Source organism: Serratia sp. G204Y (genome assembly GCF_051172435.1).
Classification (GTDB): domain Bacteria; phylum Pseudomonadota; class Gammaproteobacteria; order Enterobacterales; family Enterobacteriaceae; genus Serratia; species Serratia sarumanii.
Window position 1 is genome coordinate 707,656 of record NZ_JBPIZA010000001.1, and the last position, 19,070, is coordinate 726,725.

Consider the following 19,070-nt stretch of genomic DNA (forward strand, 5'->3'; position numbering starts at 1 on the left):
TCTTTACCCTCCCGACACAGGAACGGCGTTTCGTGGCTGAAGACAGCGATCTGGAAAAAAGCGAGGCCCCCACGCCCCATAGGCTGGAGAAGGCGCGTGAAGACGGCCAGATCCCGCGTTCCCGCGAACTGACCTCGGTACTGATGCTGCTCTCGGGCCTGGCGATCATCCTGATGTCCGGCAGCAACATGGCGCAACAGCTGGCGGCGATGCTCACGCAGGGCTTGAACTTCGACCACGGCATGGTCAGCAACGATAAACAGATGCTGCGCCAGCTGGGCATGTTGCTGCGCCAGGCGGTGCTGGCGCTGTTGCCAATCATGGCGGGGCTGGTGCTGGTGGCGCTCGCCGCGCCGATGCTGTTGGGGGGCATCCTGTTCAGCGGCAAGTCGATCAAGTTCGACTTGAAACGGCTGAACCCGTTGTCCGGGTTGAAGCGCATCTTTTCCAGCCAGGTGCTGGCCGAGCTGCTGAAAGGGATCCTGAAAGCGACGCTGGTCGGCTGGGTGACCGGTCTTTATCTGTGGCACAACTGGGCGGCGATGCTGCATCTGATGACCCAGCAGCCGCTCGACGCGCTGGGCAATGCGCTGCAGATGATTCTGTTCTGCGGTTTTCTGGTGGTGCTGGGATTGACGCCGATGGTGGCGTTCGACGTGTTCTACCAGCTGTGGAGCCACTTCAAAAAGCTGAAGATGACCAAGCAGGATATTCGCGACGAATTCAAGGATCAGGAAGGGGATCCGCACGTCAAGGGGCGCATTCGTCAGCAGCAGCGGGCGATCGCCCGGCGCCGCATGATGGTCGATGTGCCCAAGGCGGACGTGATCGTCACCAACCCGACGCACTACGCCGTCGCGTTGCAGTACAACGATAAAAAAATGAGTGCGCCGAAAGTACTGGCCAAGGGCGCCGGTGAAATCGCCTTGCGCATCCGCGAGCTCGGCGCGGAACACCGCATCCCGATGCTGGAAGCGCCGCCGCTGGCGCGTGCGCTATATCGACACAGCGAGATTGGGCAACATATTCCGGCCACCCTGTATGCCGCGGTCGCCGAAGTGCTGGCCTGGGTGTACCAACTGCGCCGCTGGCGGCGCGAGGGCGGCCTGATCCCGAAAAAACCTGAACGTTTACCGGTGCCGGAAGCACTGGATTTTGCAAAAGAGAGTGACTCTGATGGCTAATTTGGCCTCCCTGCTTCGTTTGCCGGGCAATTTTAAAGATACGCAGTGGCAGGTGTTGGCCGGCCCGGTGTTGATCCTGCTGATCCTGTCGATGATGGTGCTGCCGTTGCCGGCGTTTATCCTCGACCTGCTGTTTACCTTCAACATCGCGCTGTCGATCATGGTGCTGCTGGTGGCGATGTTCACCCAGCGCACGCTCGAATTCGCCGCCTTCCCGACCATTCTGCTGTTCTCCACGCTGCTGCGTTTGTCGCTCAACGTCGCGTCGACGCGCATCATCCTGCTGGAAGGGCACACCGGTTCCGCCGCCGCTGGCCGTGTGGTGGAGGCCTTCGGCCACTTCCTGGTGGGCGGCAACTTCGCCATCGGTATCGTGGTGTTCATCATCCTGGTGTTGATCAACTTCATGGTGATCACCAAGGGGGCGGGGCGTATCGCCGAAGTGGGCGCGCGCTTCGTGCTGGACGGCATGCCGGGTAAGCAGATGGCGATCGACGCAGACCTGAACGCCGGGTTGATCGGCGAGGACGAAGCGAAGAAACGCCGCGCCGAAGTCACCCAGGAGGCCGATTTCTACGGCTCGATGGACGGCGCCAGTAAATTCGTGCGCGGCGACGCCATCGCCGGCCTGATGATCATGGTGCTGAACGTGGTCGGCGGCCTGTTGGTCGGCGTGGTGCAACACGGCATGGAGCTGGGGGCGGCGGCGGAAAGTTATACGCTGCTGACCATCGGCGACGGCCTGGTGGCGCAGATCCCGGCGCTGGTGATCTCCACCGCCGCCGGCGTTATCGTCACCCGCGTCGCGACCGATCAGGACGTCGGCGAGCAGATGGTGGGCCAGCTGTTCAACAATCCGCGCGTGATGCTGTTGAGCGCCGGGGTGCTCGGGCTGTTGGGCCTGGTGCCGGGCATGCCGAACCTGGTGTTCCTGCTGTTTACCGCCGCTTTGCTGGGCTTGGCCTGGTGGCTGCGCGGCCGTGAACAACAGGCGCCGAGAGCGGTTGAAGAGCCAGTGATGCCGGACAACCCGCAGGCCGCCGAAGCCAGCTGGGCTGACGTACAGTTGGAAGATCCGCTGGGGATGGAGGTGGGCTACCGGTTGATTCCGATGGTCGATTTTCAACAAAACGGCGAGTTGCTGGGGCGTATCCGCGGGATCCGCAAGAAATTCGCGCAGGACATGGGTTATCTGCCGCCGGTGGTACACATTCGCGACAACCTGGAACTGCCGCCTGCCAGCTACCGCATCCTGATGAAAGGCGTCGAAATCGGCAGCGGTGAAGCGCAGCCGGGCCGCTGGCTGGCGATCAACCCCGGCAATGCCGTGGGCGAGCTGGCGGGAGACAAAACCGTCGATCCGGCCTTTGGGCTCGAGGCGGTGTGGATCGACAGCGCATTGCGTGAGCAGGCGCAGATCCAGGGCTTTACCGTGGTGGAAGCCAGCACCGTGGTGGCGACACACCTTAATCACCTGATCGGCCAGTTCGCCAGCGAGCTGTTTGGCCGCCAGGAAACCCAACAGTTACTGGATCGCGTGTCGCAGGAGATGCCGAAGCTGACCGAAGACTTCGTGCCGGGCGTGGTATCACTGACCACGCTGCACAAGGTGCTGCAAAACCTGCTGGCCGAGCGCGTCTCCATCCGCGATATGCGCACCATTGTCGAAACGTTGGCGGAGCACGCTCCGGCGCAGAGCGATCCTTATGAACTGACCACCGTGGTGCGAGTGGCGCTGGGCCGGGCGATCACGCAGCAGTGGTTCCCGGGCAACGGCGAGATTCAGGTCATCGGTCTGGATACCCAACTGGAGCGTCTGTTGCTGCAGGCGTTGCAGGGCGGCGGCGGGCTGGAGCCGGGGCTGGCCGATCGCCTGCTGGAACAGGCGCGCCAGGCGCTGCAGCGGCAAGAGATGCTCAGCGCGCCGCCGGTGCTGTTGGTTAACCATGCGCTGCGGCCTTTACTGGCGCGCTTCCTGCGTCGCAGCCTGCCGCAGCTCGTGGTGCTGTCCAACCTCGAGATCAACGACGATCGCCAGATTCGCATGACCTCGACCATCGGAGCCGCCTGATGAAACGCTGTCTGTTCGTGCTGTGTTTGCTGGCCCCGTTGACTGCCGGCGCGGTGTCCGGCTCTTGGGTGGCCGAAGGGGCGGGCGTGACGTTGGAACAGGGCGGCATGCGCGATGAGTCCGCCGGTTTGCGGCCGCCGAACGCGCTGCCGGACGCCAATGCGCGCATCACCCGCGTCAGCTGGCGCTACCGTTTGCTGGGGCCGGAGCCGGCCGGGCTGCAGGCCCAGCTCTGCACGGTAAACCGTTGCATTCCGCTCGGCGGCGGCAGCGGCAGCAGCAACGGTTTGCAGGGCGAACCGGCCAATGCGGAATTGCGCTTTGTCTATTACGTGCAGTCGCAAGGCGGGCTGAACCCGCCGCTGCGAGTGATTGGCAATCAGGTGATCGTCAATTATCAGTAGGATCAGGCCAGAATTTGCAGGCCGTTGCGTTCCACCAGCGTCAACAGCTTCATCGCGGCGGAGTTCGGTTGCGCTTCGCCGCGCTCCCATTTCTGCACCGCCTTTTTGCTGACGTTGAGATACAGCGCAAACACCGGCTGACTGACGTTTTCGCGTTCGCGCAATGCGCGGATCTCGGCCGGCCCGAACTGTTTTACCGGCCGCAGGCACAGCATGTCGAAGGTGCGCATGGTCACGTCGTCGACGAAACCGGCGCGGTGCAGGCCCTGAACTTCCTGGTGGATCGATTTCAGCATCTTGCTCATAGTTGTAACCTTATTAATTCCCCGCAGTTGACCAGCTGATACAGTCTGAATGGTGAATAATCCAGATACAGCGCCGCCAAATGCCGCCAGGAAATTAACTCATCCTGATTGATGTTGTCTCTTTCGTTTTTGGCAAAGCCATACATGAAAAAGATCCTGCCTTCATCTGCCGTTGCGATTAAGACCCGATACCCGCGCCGTTTTCCACTCCCCATCCGGGCGATGCGTTTTTTGTAAACGCAACCACCGAGATTGGCGTCGTACAACTGATTTTGCATCTCTCGCGCCGCTTTCACTATCGTGGCGTCACTGATGCGTTCGTCGCCGGCAAATGTCTGGAAGGCTTTTGTGAGATAAATGTCGGTCATTCACTCTCCGTGTGAAAATATACCCTTGATGGGTACAGATCAAGATGTTTAACGACCGAGCTAAGATGACGAAATAGGGAGTGATGGGGAACAGGAAAATATCCGTTCTGCGCAGCCTGGCGCATAGCGTTAAGGGAATTCAGAAAGCGGTAAGAAGAAATTGCGAGAGGCTGCGCATAACCGGGGAAACCCGCGCCCGGCGGTGCGTTCACCGGGCGAAATGAGTCAGGTCAGACGCCGATTTTTCTGCCGAGCAGGCTGCCGGCGTGCGACTGGCCGTCCGGGCCATACAGCGATTTATTGTTCTTGCTCAGGATCGCCAGCGCCTGAGCGTTATGGTCGATCTGCTGATTGAGCAGCAGGCCATTGTGCTGATTCTTTTCGCGCAGCGTTTGGCTCAGCAGTTGAACGCGTTGCCAGCGATCTGCCAGGGGCGCATGGCTGGCGTAGGGCGCGCGTTGCCCGCAGGCTTTTTCCTGCCCCAGGCGCTGTTGCTCGAGGTAGGCGACCGTCGCCAGCAGCTGGCTTTTGGCATCGGTGACGCGCTGCAGTGCCACGCCGGGCAACTGGCCGGAACACAGCAAGTCGTGCTCTTCCTCCAGCACGCCATTGAGCGCCTGCAGCGTTTCCAACAGTTTATCCAGCAGTTGTGCCAGTTTTTCCATAGTGATGACTTATCCTTTACCGCTACTCGCCGCCGCGCCGTCAGTCGCGCCCGGCGATCCATTGAATGTCGCTCTGCGCGTCTTGCAGCAGCGCGTCGGCGATTTTGCCGGCGTCCATCTTCAGTTCGCCGCTGCGGATCGCCTGCTTGATGGCCTCGACCCGGCCCATATCGATATCCTGGGTGCCCGGCTGCATCAGGCGCGCCTGCGCCTCGCTCAGCTTGACCTGCGTGCCGCTGACGGCCGTTTCGGCCACGGCGGTCTTACGCGGTTGGAGCGGGTTGTCGGCCGGGGTTTCACGCGGTTGCACAGTGGAAACCGGCTGTAACCGCTGGGTGCGATCGATACTCATGGTCCATCTCCGTTTACGCCGTGACCGCTCGGGGGCGACGACGCTGCAATGAAAGTGTTGCGGCCCTGCTGGCCGATAAAATGCTGCTTGATTTGTCTTATCGGCAAGGTTTGCGGAACCTTTACTTTTTTATAACGTAATGCGGATCGCGCCGTCGTCCCCGACCACGCCGCTGACGATCTGCCCGGACGCCATGCGCACCCGCACGCTGTCTTCGGCGGCGGCGTTGTTCATCGCCTTGCCCGCACCGCTGATGTTGAATCCTTCGCCCTGCGCGTTGACCTGTACCGATTGCCCCGCCTTGATAATCCAGGCCCGGCGCAGCATGGCGAGGGTCAGCGGTTGGCCGGGGCTGATGTTGCGCAGGCTGACGGCGCCCAACGCTTTGCCCGCTTCGGTCAGCGCGCGCGGCGGCAGGGTATCGAGCCGGCCTTCTTTCAACGTCAGATCCGCCGCGGTCAACCGGCTGCCGGCGCTGATGCCGCGCGCCGAAACCAGATAGCGGCCGAACACCTGCACCTGCGTCTGGATAAAACGCCGCTCCTGGCCACAGCGCGCCGAAATGCTGACGTTGCCGCCGATCCGCGCGTTGGGCGGCAGCGACAGCTGCGGCAGTTCGCAGGCGGGCCACTGGGCCGGCTGCGTGCGCACCCGCACTTTCACCTGCACCGGTTCGCCGCTGAACTTGCCTTGGATGAAGCTTTCGATTTGCGTCGCCAGATCGTCGGCGCGCGCGTTCAGACTGCACAGCAGACCGATAAGCAGCAGCATTTTACCTTTCATCGTCATCTTCTCAAGCCTCATCGGGATACGCGTAAGTGTACCCGCAGCGCGCGCAGGCTAAGCAGATAAATAGCGCCCCATTTTGCGTTTATTCCCGCGATAGGGTGGCGCAGCGGGCGTTTATGCTGTCGACTCCAAATTCTAACCTCGCGGAGGGAGCATGCTCGACAAACTGGACGCGGCTCTGCGCTTTGGCCAAGAGGCGCTGAACTTGCGCGCCCAGCGGCAGGAAATTCTGGCCGCCAATATCGCCAACGCAGACACACCGGGTTATCAGGCGCGGGATATCGATTTCGCCAGCCAATTGAACAAAGTGCTGGAACAAGGGCGCGTCAACGGTAACGGCATGTCGCTGAACCTGACGGCGGCGCGCCACATCCCGGCGCAGACCCTGCAGCCGCCGCAGCTCGATCTGTTGTACCGGGTGCCGGACCAGCCATCGATGGACGGCAACACGGTGGACATGGATCGCGAACGCACCAACTTTGCCGATAACAGCCTGAAATATCAGACCGATCTGACGCTGCTCAACGGGCAGATCAAAGGGATGATGTCCGTGCTGCAACAAGGATAAGGCGCATGTCTTTACTGAACATTTTTGATATCTCCGGCTCGGCGCTATCGGCGCAATCCCAGCGCATGAACGTCAGCGCCAGCAACATGGCCAACGCCGACAGCGTGACCGGCCCGGACGGCGAGCCTTACCGCGCCAAGCAGGTGGTGTTCCAGGTCGCGGCGGCGCCCGGGCAGCCGACCGGCGGCGTGCGCGTCGCCCAGGTGGTGGACGATCCGGCGCCCGAACGTCTGGTGTATCAGCCGGGCAACCCGCTGGCGGACGCCAAGGGCTACGTGCGCATGCCGAACGTCGACGTGGTGGGGGAAATGGTCAACACCATCTCCGCTTCCCGCAGCTACCAGGCCAACGTCGAGGTGCTCAACACCACCAAGTCGATGATGATGAAAACCCTGACGCTGGGTCAGTAACCGGAGGTTCCCATGGCTATCGCCGCAACCACCAACGAGTCGTTGGACAACACCGTCATCGGTAACAACAGCAAAAATACCAACAGCCAGGATCTGCACAACAGCTTCCTGACGCTGCTGGTGGCACAGTTGAAAAACCAGGATCCGACCAATCCGATGCAGAACAACGAACTGACTTCGCAGCTGGCGCAGATCAACACCGTTCAGGGTATCGAAAAACTCAACACCACGCTGGGGTCGATCTCCGGCCAGATCAACAGCAATCAGTCGCTGCAGGCGACTGCGCTGATCGGTCACGGCGTAATGGTGCCGGGCAACAACATTCTGGTCGGCAGCAAGGACGGCAAGGTCAGCACCACGCCGTTCGGCGTGGAACTGGAGCGCGCCGCCGATCAGGTGACCGCCACCATCACCAACGCCAGCGGGCAGGTGGTGCGCACCATCGAAATCGGCGGCCTGACCGCCGGCGTACACGCCTTCACCTGGGACGGTTCGCTGGATGACGGCACCACCGCGCCTGACGGCGCCTACAAAGTGGCGGTTAACGCCAAAGGCAACGGCGAGCAGCTGGTGGCGCGCAGCCTGCACTTCGGGCTGGTCAACGGCGTGATCCGCGACGGCAACGGCGCCAAATTGGATCTCGGCCTGGCCGGCAACGCCACCCTGGAAGACGTGCGACAGATCTTATAACCCTAAGCATCAGGCTCAATCGGACGATAGCCTGACCACTATTCGGAGAATAACATGGCCTTTTCTCAGGCAGTCAGCGGCTTGAACGCGGCAGCAACCAATCTGGACGTGATCGGTAACAACATCGCCAACTCCGCGACCGCGGGCTTCAAATCCGGCAGCGTCTCCTTCGCCGACATGTTCGCCGGTTCGCAGGTTGGGCTGGGCGTCAAGGTGTCCGGCATCACCCAGAACTTCAAGGGCGGCACCACCACCGGCACCAGCCGTGCGCTGGATATCGCCATCAACGGCAACGGCTTCTTCCGCATGCAGGATAAAGACGGCGGCATCTTCTATACCCGCAACGGCCAGTTCAAGCTGGACGAGAACCGTAACCTGACCAACATGCAGGGCCTGCAGCTGACCGGTTATCCGGCGGCCGGTTCCCCGCCGACCATCCAGCAGGGCGCCAACCCGGTGCCGCTGAGCATTCCTGAAGGCATGATGAATGCCAAGGCGTCCACTTCCGGCGAGATGGTGACCAACCTGAAGTCCACCCATAAGGTGCCGGAGAACAAGACCTTCGATCCGACCAAACAGGACAGCTACAACTACGTTAACACCATCACCGCTTACGACTCGCTGGGCAACGCGCACAACATCAACGCCTACTTCGTCAAGACCGACGACAACAAGTGGCAGGTCTATACCCAGGATGGCAGCGCCGCGCCAGTGAACGCCGGCACCATGGAGTTCAGCACCAGCGGCAACCTGGTGAAAACCACCAGCACCAACGGCGCGCCGGGCGAGTTCAGCATGGTGATCCCGATGACTGCCAAAGACGGCGCACCGGCGCAAAACTTCACCCTGAGCTTCGCCGGCAGCATGCAGCAGAACGTGGGCAGCGACTCGGTGAGCAAAGTGGCGCAGGACGGCTATGCCGCCGGTGAATACACCAACTTCCAAATCAACAACGACGGCACCGTCGTGGGCATCTACTCCAACCAGCAGACCCAGGTGCTGGGCCAGATCGTCATGGCCAACTTCTCCAACCCGGAAGGGCTGGCGTCGCAGGGCGATAACGTTTGGCAGGAAACCGGCGCGTCCGGTCAGCCGCGCGTCGGTCTGTCGGGCGGTGGCGGCTTCGGTAAGCTGACCAGCGGCGCGCTGGAATCTTCCAACGTCGATCTGAGCCAGGAGCTGGTGAACATGATCGTCGCGCAGCGTAACTACCAGTCCAACGCCCAGACCATCAAGACGCAGGACTCCATCCTGCAGACGCTGGTTAGCCTGCGCTAATAGGGCCGAGTCATGGATCACGCGATTTATACCGCGATGGGCGCGGCGCGCCAAACGCTGGAGCAGCAGTCCATTACCGCCAACAACCTGGCCAACGCGTCGACGCCGGGCTTTCGCGCCCAGCTCGCCGCATTGCGCGCGGTGCCGGTCGACGGGCCGAGCCTGGCGACGCGCACCTTGGTGACCGCGTCGACGCCGGGCGCCGACATGAGCCAGGGGGCGCTTAACTACACCGCGCGCCCGCTGGACGTGGCGCTGCAGCAGGACGGTTTCCTGGCGGTGAGCCTGCCGGGCGGCGGTGAAGCCTATACCCGCAACGGCAACATTCAGATCTCCTCCACCGGGCAGTTGACGGTGCAGGGGCTGCCGGTGATGGGCGACGGCGGCCCGATCGAGGTGCCGCCGTCGGCGGAGATCACCATCGCGGCCGACGGCACCATTTCGGCGCTGAACGCCGGCGATCCGCCGAACACCATCGCGCAGATCGGCCGCCTGAAGCTGGTGAAGGCCGATGCGCGCGAAGTGATGCGCGGTGACGACGGGCTGTTCCGCCTGACGCCGGAAACCCAACAGCAGCGCGGCAATCAGTTGCAAAACGATCCGCAGGTGCGGGTGATGCCGGGCGTGCTGGAGGGCAGCAACGTCAAGCCGATGGAGACCATGGTCGACATGATCGCCAACGCCCGCCGTTTTGAAATGCAAATGAAGGTCATCCACAGCGTGGATGAAAACGAACAGCGTGCCAACTCACTGCTCTCATTGAGTTAAGCAGCAAGGAAATAACCGATGATTCCATCCTTATGGATTGCCAAAACCGGTCTGGACGCGCAGCAGACCAACATGGACGTGATCGCCAACAACCTGGCGAACGTCAGCACCAACGGCTTCAAACGCCAGCGTGCGGTATTTGAAGATCTGCTGTACCAGACCATGCGTCAGCCGGGGGCGCAGTCCTCCGAGCAGACCACGCTGCCTTCCGGCCTGCAGATCGGCACCGGCGTGCGTCCGGTGGCGACCGAGCGTCTGCACAGCCAGGGCAACCTGTCGCAGACCAACAACAGTAAAGACGTCGCCATCAAGGGGCAGGGTTTCTTCCAGGTGATGCTGCCGGACGGCACCCAGGCCTATACCCGCGACGGGTCGTTCCAGATCGATCAGAACGGCCAACTGGTGACCTCCAGCGGTTTCCAGGTGCAGCCGGCGATCACCATTCCGGCTAACGCGCTGTCCATCACCGTCGGCCGCGACGGCATCGTCAGCGTCACCCAGCAGGGGCAAACCGCCGCCCAGCAGGTGGGCCAACTGACGCTGACCACGTTCGTCAACGACAGCGGTCTGGAGAGCGTGGGCGAGAATCTGTACCAGGAAACCGAAAGCTCGGGTGCGCCGAACGAGAGCACCCCGGGGCTGAACGGCGCCGGTTTGCTGTATCAGGGTTACGTGGAAACCTCCAACGTCAACGTGGCGGAAGAGCTGGTCAACATGATCCAGACTCAGCGCGCGTACGAGATCAATAGCAAAGCGGTATCGACCTCCGATCAGATGCTGCAAAAGCTGACGCAACTGTAATCTGTCATTGACGGGTCCGGCTTGCCGCGCCCGTCATTCTCTTTCGTGAAACAAAGGCGATACCCGTGGTAACCACATATTCGATGGCAATCCTGCCGCGGCAGGGACAACGCTGGCTGGCGGGCATGGTGATGCTGACGCTGAGCGGCTGCGCCTATATCCCGCACAAACCGCTGGTGGACGGCGCGACCACGGCGCAACCGGCGCCGGCCAGCGCGCCGATGCCGAACGGCTCGATCTTCCAGACGGTGCAGCCGATGAACTACGGCTACCAGCCGCTGTTCGAAGACCGCCGTCCGCGCAACGTCGGCGACACCCTGACCATCGTGCTGCAGGAAAACGTCAGCGCCAGCAAAAGCTCCTCCGCCAACGCCAGCCGCAACGGCGCCAGCAAGTTCGGCGTCGCCACCTCGCCGCGTTACCTCGACGGCCTGTTGGGCAATGCGCGCGCCGATATGGACATTTCCGGCGACAGCACCTTCGGCGGCAAGGGCGGCGCCAACGCCAACAACACCTTCAACGGCACCATTACGGTGACGGTCAACCAGGTTCTGGCCAACGGCAACCTGCACGTGGTGGGGGAAAAGCAGATCGCCATCAACCAGGGCACGGAATTCATCCGCTTCTCCGGCGTCGTCAACCCGCGCACCATCAGCGGCAACAACTCGGTGACCTCGACGCAGGTGGCGGACGCGCGTATCGAATACGTCGGCAATGGCTATATCAACGAAGCGCAGACCATGGGCTGGCTGCAGCGCTTCTTCTTAAATGTTTCACCGTTCTAAGGATTGACTGATGCTGAAAAAATGGTTTATCGCGCTGTGCGTCGGGCTGGTGTGCTTGCCGGCGGCGGCGGAGCGCATCCGCGATCTGGTGACGGTGCAGGGCGTGCGAGACAACGCCCTGATCGGCTACGGCCTGGTGGTGGGGCTGGACGGCTCCGGCGACCAGACCATGCAGACGCCGTTCACCACCCAAAGCCTGAGCAACATGCTGTCGCAGCTGGGCATCACCGTGCCGCCGGGCACCAACATGCAGCTGAAAAACGTGGCGGCGGTGATGGTGACCGCCAAACTGCCGCCGTTCTCGCGCGCCGGGCAGAACATCGACGTGGTGGTTTCTTCGATGGGCAACGCCAAGAGCCTGCGTGGCGGCACCCTGCTGATGACGCCGCTCAAAGGCGTGGATAACCAGGTTTATGCGCTGGCGCAGGGTAACGTGCTGGTCGGCGGCGCGGGCGCGGCGGCCGGCGGCAGCAGCGTGCAGGTCAACCAACTGGCGGGCGGGCGCATCAGCAACGGCGCCACCATCGAGCGTGAGCTGCCGACCACCTTCGGCAGCGGCGGCGTTCTCAACCTGCAGCTGAACGACGAAGATTTCACGCTGGCGCAGCAGATCAGCGACGCCATCAACCGCCAACGCGGCGGCGGCACCGCGACGCCGCTCGACGCCCGCACGATCCAGGTGCTGGTGCCGCAGGGCAACAGCTCTCAGGTGCGCTTCCTGGCGGAGATTCAAAACATTACCGTCAACGTCGGCGCGATGGACGCCAAAGTGATCATCAACTCGCGCACCGGTTCGGTGGTGATGAACCGCGATGTGATCCTCGACTCTTGCGCCGTCGCCCAGGGCAACCTGTCGGTGGTGGTCGATCGGCAGAACACCGTCAGCCAACCGACGACGCCGTTCGGCGGCGGCCAGACGGTGGTGACGCCAAACACCCAGATCTCGGTGCAACAACAGGGCGGATCGCTGCAGAAGGTGAACGCCAGCGCCAACCTGAACAACGTGATCCGCGCGCTGAACGCGCTGGGTGCCACGCCGATCGACCTGATGTCGATCCTGCAGGCGATGCAGAGCGCCGGCTGCCTGCGCGCCAAGCTGGAAATCATCTGATGGCCGGCGATCTGATGGCGATGTCGGGCGCGGCCTATGACGCCCAGGCGCTGAACGGCCTCAAGCGCGACGCGGCGGCCGACCCGCAGGGCAACCTCAAGCAGGTGGCCCAGCAGGTGGAAGGCATGTTCGTGCAGATGATGCTGAAAAGCATGCGTTCCGCCTTGCCGCAGGATGGGGTATTGAGCAGCGATCAAACGCGGCTCTATACCTCGATGTACGACCAGCAAATCGCCCAGCAGATGTCGCAAAAAGGGCTGGGGCTGGCCGACATGATGGTCAAGCAGATGAGCAATGCCAACGCGGTGCCGAGTGAAACGGCGGGCCTGTCACCGATGGCGTTGGACAACGAGGTGCTGCAAACGCTGCCGAACCAGGCGCTGGAACAGATGGTGCGCCGCGCGATGCCGAAAGCCCCGCCTGCCGCCGCGCCGCTGTCGCTCAACAACGGCAACTTCGTCGCTCGCCTGTCGATACCGGCGAAGGTGGCCAGCCAGCAGAGCGGTATTCCGCATCAGCTGATCGTCGCGCAGGCGGCGCTGGAGTCCGGCTGGGGGCAGCGCGAGATCCCGACCTCAGACGGCACGCCGAGCTACAACCTGTTCGGCATCAAGGCCGGCGGCAGCTGGAACGGGCCGGTGACGGAGATCACCACCACCGAGTTCGAACAGGGCGCGGCGAAGAAGGTGAAGGCGAAGTTCCGCGTCTACGGCTCGTACGTCGAGGCGATCGCCGATTACGTCAAACTGCTGACCAACAACCCGCGCTACGCCGACGTGGCCGCTGCGCGCAGCCCGGAGCAGGCGGCGCATGCGCTGCAACGCGCCGGCTACGCCACCGATCCGCAGTACGCCAGCAAACTGGTCAGCGTGATTCAGCAGATGAAGAACGCAGGGGAACAGGCGGTCAAAGCCTATACCCACGATCTGAAAGAGTTGTTCTAAATCCCCGTCATGCTTGTCGCCTTGCTGCGGCGCCAATTATTGAGGGGATAGGCGGTAACGAAGGCTGGCCGGAGGCTGACCGCGTTGCCGCTTTTTTTCCTCAAGTTCTTCTCATTTTTGCCGATAACCGAGACAGGCTGAGCGAACAGGCTCAGCAGCTCAATTTGAACCCTGTGGGCCACCGGCGCCGCAGCATAAGGAATTCCGATGTCCAATAGCTTAATCAATACCGCGATGAGCGGGCTGAATGCGGCTCAGGTGGCGCTCAGTACCGTCAGCAACAACATTTCCAACTACAACGTGGCGGGCTACAACCGCCAGACCGCGATCCTGGCGCAGAACGGCGGCATGGCCACCATGAGCGGCTTTATCGGCAACGGCGTCACCGTCACCAGCGTCAACCGCGAGTACAACCAGTTCATCACCAACCAGCTGCGCGGCGCACAGAGTTCATTCGGGGCGCAAAACGCCTATTACGAGAAGATTTCGCAGATCGACAACCTGCTGGCGAGCAAAACCAACCCGCTATCGACCAACATGCAGGATTTCTTCACCAACCTGCAGAATCTGGTGAGCAACGCCGGTGACGACGCCGCGCGCCAGACGGTGCTGGGCAAGGCCAACGGCCTGGTGAACCAGTTCAACAACACCGACAAATTCCTGCGCGACATGGACAGCGGCGTCAATCAGCAGATCAGCGATACGGCGCAGCAGATCAACAGCTACAGCCAACAGATCGCCAAGCTGAACGACGAGATCACCCGTTTGCGCGGCAGCGCCGGCGGCGAGCCGAATGCGTTGCTGGATCAGCGCGATCAGCTGGTTACCGAGTTGAACCAGCTGGTGGGCGTACAGGTCACGCAGCAGGACGGCGACGCCTATACCGTCTCCTTCGCCAACGGTTTGACCCTGGTACAAGGCAGCAACACCTATCAGGTGGAAGCCGTGCCTTCCAGCAGCGATCCTTCCCGTCTGACCATCGGTTATAACCGCGGCAACGGCGCCAGCGAAGTGCCGGAAGGCCAGATCACCAGCGGCACGCTGAGCGGCGTGCTGAAATTCCGCAGCGAGACGCTGGACGGCGTGCGCAATCAGCTGGGCCAGTTGGCGCTGGCGATGGCGGACAGCTTCAACCAGCAGCATCGCGCCGGTTTCGACCTGAACGGCGACGCGGGCGGCGACTTCTTCAGCTTCAGCGGCGGCCGGGTGGTGGATAACACCCGCAACACCGGCGACGCGTCGCTGTCGGTCGCTTACACCGACACCGGCAAGGTGAAGGCCAACGATTATCGCGTCGAGTTCGACGGCAGCAACTGGCAGGTCAGCCGCCTGCCGGACAACGTGAAAGTCAACGCCACGCCGGGCACCAGCGCCGACGGCAAACCGACGCTGAACTTCGACGGGCTGGAAGTGAGCATTGACGGCAATGCGCAGGCCAAAGACAGCTTCACCGTGAAGCCGGTCAGCGACGTGGCGGGCAATCTGAAAGTGGCCATCACCGATTCGTCCAAGATCGCCGCCGCCGGTAAAGACGACAGCGGCCGCGGTGATAACGAAAACGCCAAGAAGCTGCTGGATCTGCAAACCAAAAACCTGGTGGACGGTAAGGCGACCCTGAGCGGCGCTTACGCCGGCATCGTCAGCGGCGTCGGTAACCAGACCGCTGCCGCCAAGGCCATCGCCACGTCGCAGGCCAAGATCGTGACGCAGCTGGGCGCGCAACAGCAGTCGATGTCCGGCGTCAACCTTGACGAAGAGTACGGTGAGCTGCTGCGTTTCCAACAGTACTACATGGCCAACGCGCAGGTGATTCAGACCGCCAGCTCGCTGTTCGACGCGCTGCTGAATATTCGTTGATTTTATTGTTAACCGGCGCCGATAACGGCGCCGGTCGCCCAGAGTAAGGAACCCACAGCATGCGCATGAGCACCAGCATGATGTACCAACAGAACATGAACGGCATCACGGGCAACCAGTCGCTGTTCATGAAGGCCGCCGAGCAGCTTTCCTCGGGCAAGCGGGTGATCAACCCGTCCGACGATCCGCTGGCGGCGTCGCGCGCGGTGATGTTGTCGCAGTCGCAGGCGGAAAACAGCCAATACACGCTGGCGCGCACTTTCGCTCGCCAAAGCGTGTCGATGGAAGAAACGGTCTTGGCCGGCGCAACGTCCACCATCGCGGACATGAAGGCGCTGATCGTCAGCGCCGGCGGCACGGAAAGCGATAACGACCGTCAGTCGCTGGCCACCCAGCTGCAGGGGCTGAAAGATCAGCTGCTGAACCAGGCCAACAGCACCGACGGCAACGGCCGCTATATGTTCGGCGGATATGTGAACGACAAGGCGCCGTTCGTCGATAACGGCGGCACCGTCAGCTATCAGGGCGGCGACAAGACGGTTCAGCAGAAAGTAGACGCCAACCGCACCATGACCATCGGCCATACCGGCAACTCGGTGTTCATGTCGTTGACCAGCAACCCGAAGCCTGAGCCGGACGGCAGTGCGCCGGTCAGCAACGTGTTCGAGAGTATCGATATCGCGCTGAACGCGCTGAAAACCCCGCTGCAGGGCGCCGATGAGGCCACCAAGCAGCAGGTGAACGATGCGCTGGCGAAAGCCAACCGCGGCCTGGACAACTCTTACAACAACGTGCTGAGCGTGCGCGCCGAGCTGGGCAGCCAGCTGCAGGAAATGGATCAGTTGGACAGCATCGGCAAAGAGCGCGACATGACCAACCAGGTCCAGATGAGCGCGTTGACGGATGCCGATCTGGCCGAGTCTATATCGTCTTACTTTATGCAACAGGCGGCGCTGCAGGCGTCGTATAAAACCTTCAGCGATATGCAGGGCATGTCGCTGTTCCAGATGAATCGTTAAGAGCAATACCCCGTTGCCTGACCGCGACGGGTTTCCCTTTAGTGCGCTTAGAAAATACCCTCTCCGCCCCGCGGGGAGGGAGGCTTCTTGAAACCGGGCGCACTCGTTTGGCGTGTCGCTTGTTCTCCCACTACTGACTGAGCGACGCGCCTTTTTTTGTCTGCGTGTTCCCATTCACCTTAAGCGTCAGCGGAAAGGCACGCCGCGATCGTTGCCGGACCCTTTAGTGCATTGACTGCCTATGTTGACAAAGGCTGAGGCCGCCGCAGTGCCAATCGCACTGCCGTTACGGCTGGCCAGTGCGCCGGCCATGGCAATGGCACCGGTAACCATAGCGCCGGTACAAGGATCCTGAAATAGCCCATAGCCTTTCGCCGCCCAGTTAGGCTGGAAGCCGTTCGCCTGCGCGCCGTAGGAGCTTCGGCTATAGTCGCGATCTCGGTCGCCGCTGTTATTGCCGTCGCCGGCGCCGCCCATCCGTTGCATTTCTTCTCTGGTCAGTTCTCTCAACATAGGTCGATCTCCTGTTAACGCGACTTCGCGTTATTTTTAGGGGTGTTGTTTTTGATTTGAGGCTTGGGGCTTGCATTGAGCAGCCACCGTATGGGTTTGCAGATATACTCGGCCAGTTTTAATGACCCGAACAAAGTAAACAGGATGATGACAAACCTATCGACGCCAGGCGGCAGAACAAACAAACCCCATGAAAAGCCCAACGTGTTTAAAATGGTGCTCATGATCAAGAGGGCAATGCAGGAGATAAATAAATCACTCAGCTGAAATTGTATCTTCATATTTACACCGATTATATTTTGGTGAGGTTTGCAGCGTGCTGTCTGCAAGGTCGTTCTCAATATAACGCTGGTGGAATAAGGGGCGAAATCGTTTTTTCTTGTCAGCGGATAAATAAGAGGTGTGAGTAAATAAAATTATTAATGCATTATCTCTAAATTTAGCGCGGCAGCGAGGGCGACGTGCTGCATTATTTCATTCCTGACAATGAAATGCACAGGATGTCGACATGGCTTGCCGACGGGTGATCAATGCCGGTTACGGCAGGAGCCGGGTTGCCGTCCCGGTGCAGCGTCGAATGGCGCAGCAGAGGCCGGATACGGGCGCAACCCGGAGTGTTTTGCTAAAAACCGTACGGTATTATTTCTTTTTCTTCACCACTTTCCATTTTCCGCCGTCGGCCGTCTCGGTAAAAGAAACTCTAAACTTGTTGCTTTTCCAGTGGGTCAAACCGAATAACCGGCGTGCTTTGCGGTTGCTTTTCGCTTTAATCATGATCTCGCTCCTGTGGTTAGCAAAGGTCGATGCTGCGCCCTGCAGCCGGCGGGCGCCGGACGCATTTATTCTGGGTGTCAGTTATCCGTCGCGCATTTAACAATGCGTGACTGCATTATTCTTATTTTTTACTCGAGACAAACGTATTTTATCGCCGCGGAAAATAAGGGGGTGCAGGCGATATTTTTTTTGTTACCGGGTCTATTCTAGGTCGGGGTTTTATTTATTCAAGCCGCCGGAGACATTTGAACCTTAATCCGGATAAAAGACGTTTCTCAGGCTTTTGTCCCAGGAAAGCGTTTTTATTGCCATTTTGTCTCAGGGGAAAAGGGGGAGAGGAAGGGGCGGCGCAGGGACTTAGAAGGTCATGCCGCCGATCACCGCCGCCAGCCGGTCGAAGATTTCACCGAACAGATGCTCGCAGAACGGTGCCAGCATCGGCATCATCATGCCCAGCGTCATGATGCCGAAGGTCATGGTTACCGGGAAGCCGATCACGAAGACCGACAGCTGCGGCGTCATGCGGTTGAGCAAACCGAGCGCCATGTTCAGCGTCAACAGCAGGCAGATCAGCGGCAGCGCCAGCATCATGCCGTTGATGAAGATTAGCGAGCCGACCTGGGTCAGCACCAGGAAGCCGTTGCCGTTCAGCGGCTGCGTTTGGACAGGCAGGGTGTGGAAGCTGTCCGCCAGCAGCGAAATCAGCCACAGATGGCCGTCGAAGCTGAGGAACAGCAGCATCGCCAGCAGGTTGAGCAGGCGCGCCAGCACCGGCATGTTCGGGCCGCCGCTGGGATCGAAGAAGGTGGCGAACGACAGGCCCATCTGCATGCCGATCACTTCGCCCGCCAGGCGCACCGCCGCGAAGGCGAACTGCATGGTCAATCCCAGCGCCACGCCGATCAGAATCTGTTGAATCGCCAGCCACAGGCCGGCGGCGGAGAAGATCGGGATATTGCTGGCGGGCAGCGTCGGCGCGATCAGGATGACGATCAGCCCGCCAAGGCCGATTTTGACCTTTTTGCTGATTTGCTTTTCGCTGAATACCGGCGCGGTGCTGATCAGCGCCAGAATGCGCAGCAGCGGCCAAAAATAGTGGCTGAGCCAGACGGTGAGCTGGGCGCTGTCGAAGGTGAGCACGGTTAGCCGATCAGGGTGGGCAGGTTGCTGAACAGGGTGCGCATGTAGTCCAGCAGCAGGTTCAACATCCAGGGGCCGGCGATGATGATGGTGGCCACCACCGCCAGAATTTTGGGGATGAACGACAGCGTCATTTCGTTGATTTGGGTGGCGGCCTGCAGCAGGCTGACCACCAGGCCGCTGATCAGCGCCGCCAGCAGCAGCGGGGCGGCCAGCGCCAGCGCCACTTTCATCGCTTCGGTGCCGAGCGCCATAACCGATTCAGGTGTCATCT

24 protein-coding genes are annotated in these 19,070 nt (G+C 61.1%); 14 read left to right on the forward strand and 10 right to left on the reverse strand.

Annotated features, from left to right (window positions below; translation table 11 throughout):
- Nucleotides 1-32 precede the first annotated feature (32 nt).
- Genes flhB through ACSBQQ_RS03485 form a run of 3 tightly spaced genes read left to right on the forward strand, consistent with a single transcriptional unit; the run spans nucleotide 33 to nucleotide 3,659 of the window.
- Nucleotides 33-1,184, forward strand: coding sequence for a flagellar biosynthesis protein FlhB (flhB, locus tag ACSBQQ_RS03475; RefSeq protein WP_039565494.1), 1,152 nt, complete (start codon nucleotides 33-35; stop codon nucleotides 1,182-1,184).
- Nucleotides 1,177-3,255 carry a flagellar biosynthesis protein FlhA gene (gene flhA, locus ACSBQQ_RS03480; protein WP_033635001.1) on the forward strand — a complete coding sequence of 693 codons (2,079 nt, stop codon included), beginning with the start codon at nucleotides 1,177-1,179 and terminating at the stop codon, nucleotides 3,253-3,255. Before flhB ends, flhA begins: the two co-directional genes overlap by 8 nt.
- On the forward strand, nucleotides 3,255-3,659 hold the full coding sequence (locus ACSBQQ_RS03485) for a flagellar protein FlhE (RefSeq protein ID WP_033635000.1): 405 nt from the start codon (nucleotides 3,255-3,257) through the stop codon (nucleotides 3,657-3,659). Before flhA ends, ACSBQQ_RS03485 begins: the two co-directional genes overlap by 1 nt.
- 2 nt (nucleotides 3,660-3,661) lie before the next feature.
- Here the strand turns inward: ACSBQQ_RS03485 and ACSBQQ_RS03490 are convergent, their stop codons facing one another.
- From ACSBQQ_RS03490 to flgA, 5 genes are all read right to left on the reverse strand, one after another.
- Nucleotides 3,662-3,964, reverse strand: coding sequence for a helix-turn-helix domain-containing protein (locus ACSBQQ_RS03490; protein ID WP_033632742.1), 303 nt, complete (start codon nucleotides 3,962-3,964; stop codon nucleotides 3,662-3,664).
- Nucleotides 3,961-4,332 (reverse strand): type II toxin-antitoxin system RelE/ParE family toxin, encoded by a 372-nt coding sequence (locus ACSBQQ_RS03495; RefSeq protein WP_033647787.1) that lies wholly within the window; start codon nucleotides 4,330-4,332, stop codon nucleotides 3,961-3,963. The genes ACSBQQ_RS03490 and ACSBQQ_RS03495 overlap by 4 nt, the downstream gene beginning before the upstream one ends.
- 230 nt (nucleotides 4,333-4,562) lie before the next feature.
- Complete coding sequence (locus tag ACSBQQ_RS03500) at nucleotides 4,563-4,997, reverse strand: flagella synthesis protein FlgN (RefSeq protein ID WP_039565498.1); 435 nt, start codon at nucleotides 4,995-4,997, stop codon at nucleotides 4,563-4,565.
- Nucleotides 4,998-5,037: 40 nt separating this feature from the next.
- Entirely contained in the window at nucleotides 5,038-5,349 is a 312-nt protein-coding gene (gene flgM / locus ACSBQQ_RS03505; RefSeq protein WP_033647786.1) for a flagellar biosynthesis anti-sigma factor FlgM, read from the reverse strand.
- A 129-nt stretch (nucleotides 5,350-5,478) separates the two neighbouring features.
- Nucleotides 5,479-6,132, reverse strand: coding sequence for a flagellar basal body P-ring formation chaperone FlgA (gene flgA / locus ACSBQQ_RS03510; protein WP_039565500.1), 654 nt, complete (start codon nucleotides 6,130-6,132; stop codon nucleotides 5,479-5,481).
- Between the two features lie 160 nt (nucleotides 6,133-6,292).
- On the opposite strand from flgA, the gene flgB reads away from it, so the two are divergent.
- The 11 genes from flgB (at nucleotide 6,293) to flgL (ending at nucleotide 16,369) form a co-directional block, all read left to right on the forward strand.
- Entirely contained in the window at nucleotides 6,293-6,706 is a 414-nt protein-coding gene (flgB, locus tag ACSBQQ_RS03515; protein WP_033634995.1) for a flagellar basal body rod protein FlgB, read from the forward strand.
- A 5-nt stretch (nucleotides 6,707-6,711) separates the two neighbouring features.
- Nucleotides 6,712-7,116 (forward strand): flagellar basal body rod protein FlgC, encoded by a 405-nt coding sequence (flgC, locus tag ACSBQQ_RS03520; RefSeq protein WP_004934826.1) that lies wholly within the window; start codon nucleotides 6,712-6,714, stop codon nucleotides 7,114-7,116.
- A gap of 12 nt (nucleotides 7,117-7,128) precedes the next feature.
- Nucleotides 7,129-7,806, forward strand: a complete 678-nt coding sequence (flgD, locus tag ACSBQQ_RS03525) for a flagellar hook assembly protein FlgD (protein WP_033634994.1) — start codon at nucleotides 7,129-7,131, stop codon at nucleotides 7,804-7,806.
- 54 nt (nucleotides 7,807-7,860) lie between these two features.
- On the forward strand, nucleotides 7,861-9,084 hold the full coding sequence (gene flgE / locus ACSBQQ_RS03530) for a flagellar hook protein FlgE (protein ID WP_033634993.1): 1,224 nt from the start codon (nucleotides 7,861-7,863) through the stop codon (nucleotides 9,082-9,084).
- A gap of 12 nt (nucleotides 9,085-9,096) precedes the next feature.
- Entirely contained in the window at nucleotides 9,097-9,852 is a 756-nt protein-coding gene (locus tag ACSBQQ_RS03535; protein ID WP_033647783.1) for a flagellar basal body rod protein FlgF, read from the forward strand.
- Nucleotides 9,853-9,870: 18 nt separating this feature from the next.
- Complete coding sequence (gene flgG, locus ACSBQQ_RS03540) at nucleotides 9,871-10,653, forward strand: flagellar basal-body rod protein FlgG (RefSeq protein ID WP_004934819.1); 783 nt, start codon at nucleotides 9,871-9,873, stop codon at nucleotides 10,651-10,653.
- 83 nt (nucleotides 10,654-10,736) lie between these two features.
- Nucleotides 10,737-11,438: a flagellar basal body L-ring protein FlgH gene (gene flgH / locus ACSBQQ_RS03545; RefSeq protein ID WP_004934817.1), complete on the forward strand. Its 702-nt coding sequence runs from the start codon at nucleotides 10,737-10,739 to the stop codon at nucleotides 11,436-11,438.
- 10 nt (nucleotides 11,439-11,448) lie between these two features.
- Nucleotides 11,449-12,549, forward strand: coding sequence for a flagellar basal body P-ring protein FlgI (locus tag ACSBQQ_RS03550; RefSeq protein WP_004934816.1), 1,101 nt, complete (start codon nucleotides 11,449-11,451; stop codon nucleotides 12,547-12,549).
- Nucleotides 12,549-13,493, forward strand: coding sequence for a flagellar assembly peptidoglycan hydrolase FlgJ (flgJ, locus tag ACSBQQ_RS03555; RefSeq protein ID WP_060435781.1), 945 nt, complete (start codon nucleotides 12,549-12,551; stop codon nucleotides 13,491-13,493). The genes ACSBQQ_RS03550 and flgJ overlap by 1 nt, the downstream gene beginning before the upstream one ends.
- Before the next feature lie 207 nt (nucleotides 13,494-13,700).
- Nucleotides 13,701-15,350: a flagellar hook-associated protein FlgK gene (flgK, locus tag ACSBQQ_RS03560; protein ID WP_033634988.1), complete on the forward strand. Its 1,650-nt coding sequence runs from the start codon at nucleotides 13,701-13,703 to the stop codon at nucleotides 15,348-15,350.
- A gap of 59 nt (nucleotides 15,351-15,409) precedes the next feature.
- The gene (gene flgL, locus ACSBQQ_RS03565) at nucleotides 15,410-16,369 is read left to right on the forward strand and encodes a flagellar hook-associated protein FlgL (RefSeq protein ID WP_060427904.1); all 960 of its coding nucleotides are present in this window, start codon (nucleotides 15,410-15,412) and stop codon (nucleotides 16,367-16,369) included.
- Nucleotides 16,370-16,555: 186 nt separating this feature from the next.
- Here flgL and ACSBQQ_RS03570 read toward each other — a convergent pair whose 3' ends face one another.
- The 5 genes from ACSBQQ_RS03570 to fliQ all read right to left on the reverse strand — a co-directional run bounded on the left by ACSBQQ_RS03570 (nucleotide 16,556) and on the right by fliQ (nucleotide 19,068).
- Complete coding sequence (locus tag ACSBQQ_RS03570) at nucleotides 16,556-16,882, reverse strand: hypothetical protein (protein WP_060427906.1); 327 nt, start codon at nucleotides 16,880-16,882, stop codon at nucleotides 16,556-16,558.
- A 14-nt stretch (nucleotides 16,883-16,896) separates the two neighbouring features.
- Nucleotides 16,897-17,163 carry a hypothetical protein gene (locus ACSBQQ_RS03575; protein WP_060427908.1) on the reverse strand — a complete coding sequence of 89 codons (267 nt, stop codon included), beginning with the start codon at nucleotides 17,161-17,163 and terminating at the stop codon, nucleotides 16,897-16,899.
- A 358-nt stretch (nucleotides 17,164-17,521) separates the two neighbouring features.
- Entirely contained in the window at nucleotides 17,522-17,656 is a 135-nt protein-coding gene (sra, locus tag ACSBQQ_RS03580) for a stationary-phase-induced ribosome-associated protein (RefSeq protein WP_086556932.1), read from the reverse strand.
- 357 nt (nucleotides 17,657-18,013) lie between these two features.
- Nucleotides 18,014-18,796, reverse strand: a complete 783-nt coding sequence (gene fliR / locus ACSBQQ_RS03585; RefSeq protein WP_033647774.1) for a flagellar biosynthetic protein FliR — start codon at nucleotides 18,794-18,796, stop codon at nucleotides 18,014-18,016.
- A 2-nt stretch (nucleotides 18,797-18,798) separates the two neighbouring features.
- Nucleotides 18,799-19,068 (reverse strand): flagellar biosynthesis protein FliQ, encoded by a 270-nt coding sequence (fliQ, locus tag ACSBQQ_RS03590; RefSeq protein WP_004934803.1) that lies wholly within the window; start codon nucleotides 19,066-19,068, stop codon nucleotides 18,799-18,801.
- Nucleotides 19,069-19,070: the final 2 nt, after the last annotated feature.